An 871-nucleotide genomic window follows, 5' to 3' on the forward strand; every position below is an offset into this window, starting at 1 on the left:
AAGCTAAGGTCTTTTTTTATGATTAAGAAACAAATTTAATTTATTAGAAATATGATAAAATCAGAAAAGAAAATAAACTTGATTAAAAAAGTTAACACGTTTAAAAAAGGAGAAATAAATGCCAAACAAAATTGCAGTCGTTGGAGCAGGAATTGGTGGTTTAACTACTGCTATTCAATTACAAAACAAAGGCTATGATGTTACCATTTACGAAAAAAATGATAAAGTTGGTGGTAAAATGAATCAGCTGAAAATTGATGGATTCAAGTTTGATATGGGTCCTACTATTGTGATGATGCCTGATATTTACCGTCAACCATTTGTTGATACCGGAGTTAATCCAGACGACTATTTTACGATGCAACGAGTTGATCCATTTATGAAGGTTCAAATTGATGATTAAGACTATGAAATTTCCAGTGATTTAGTAAAACTTACTAAACTTTTTGAAGCTGATATGTTAGGATTTTTGAACTATTTGACCGACATTTATCGTAAATATTTAAACGCTAAAGATAACTTTATTTATCAAAGTTTTCGTTCTCCTAAAGACTTCTTTAACCTAAAAACCTTAATTAATGCACTTAAGTTGAAAACTTTCTCTTCTTCTTATCATGACATGAAAAAATTTATTCCTAATGAACATCTACAATATTTGTTATCATTTCAAACTTTGTACATTGGAATATCACCCTTTAGTGGTCCTTCAATCTATAATATTATTCCCATGATTGAATTACTTTATGGAGTTTGGTTCATTAAAGGTGGAATGTATCAATATGCCAAGGCTTTGGAACGTAGATTCAAGGAGCTTGGCGGTACAATTCAATATCATAGTGAAATAAAACAAGTTGATGTGAACCCATAAAGT

2 protein-coding genes are annotated in these 871 nt (G+C 29.9%); both read left to right on the top strand.

Features of this window, described 5'->3' with window-relative positions; all coding sequences use genetic code 11:
• Nucleotides 1-118 precede the first annotated feature (118 nt).
• Nucleotides 119-403 carry a phytoene desaturase family protein gene (locus tag FD36_RS06740; protein WP_056958861.1) on the top strand — a complete coding sequence of 95 codons (285 nt, stop codon included), beginning with the start codon at nucleotides 119-121 and terminating at the stop codon, nucleotides 401-403.
• A 54-nt stretch (nucleotides 404-457) separates the two neighbouring features.
• Nucleotides 458-868, top strand: coding sequence for a phytoene desaturase family protein (locus FD36_RS06745; RefSeq protein ID WP_056958862.1), 411 nt, complete (start codon nucleotides 458-460; stop codon nucleotides 866-868).
• Nucleotides 869-871 lie beyond the last annotated feature (3 nt).

The sequence above is a fragment of the Fructilactobacillus sanfranciscensis DSM 20451 genome (genome assembly GCF_001436035.1).
Taxonomy (GTDB): domain Bacteria; phylum Bacillota; class Bacilli; order Lactobacillales; family Lactobacillaceae; genus Fructilactobacillus; species Fructilactobacillus sanfranciscensis.

What these genes read in the sequence shown, in the direction of transcription:
- FD36_RS06745 (WP_056958862.1), top strand. Translation starts at nt 458, where the DNA reads ATGTTAGGATTTTTGAACTATTTGACCGACATTTATCGTAAATATTTA.
- FD36_RS06740 (WP_056958861.1), top strand. Translation starts at nt 119, where the DNA reads ATGCCAAACAAAATTGCAGTCGTTGGAGCAGGAATTGGTGGTTTAACT.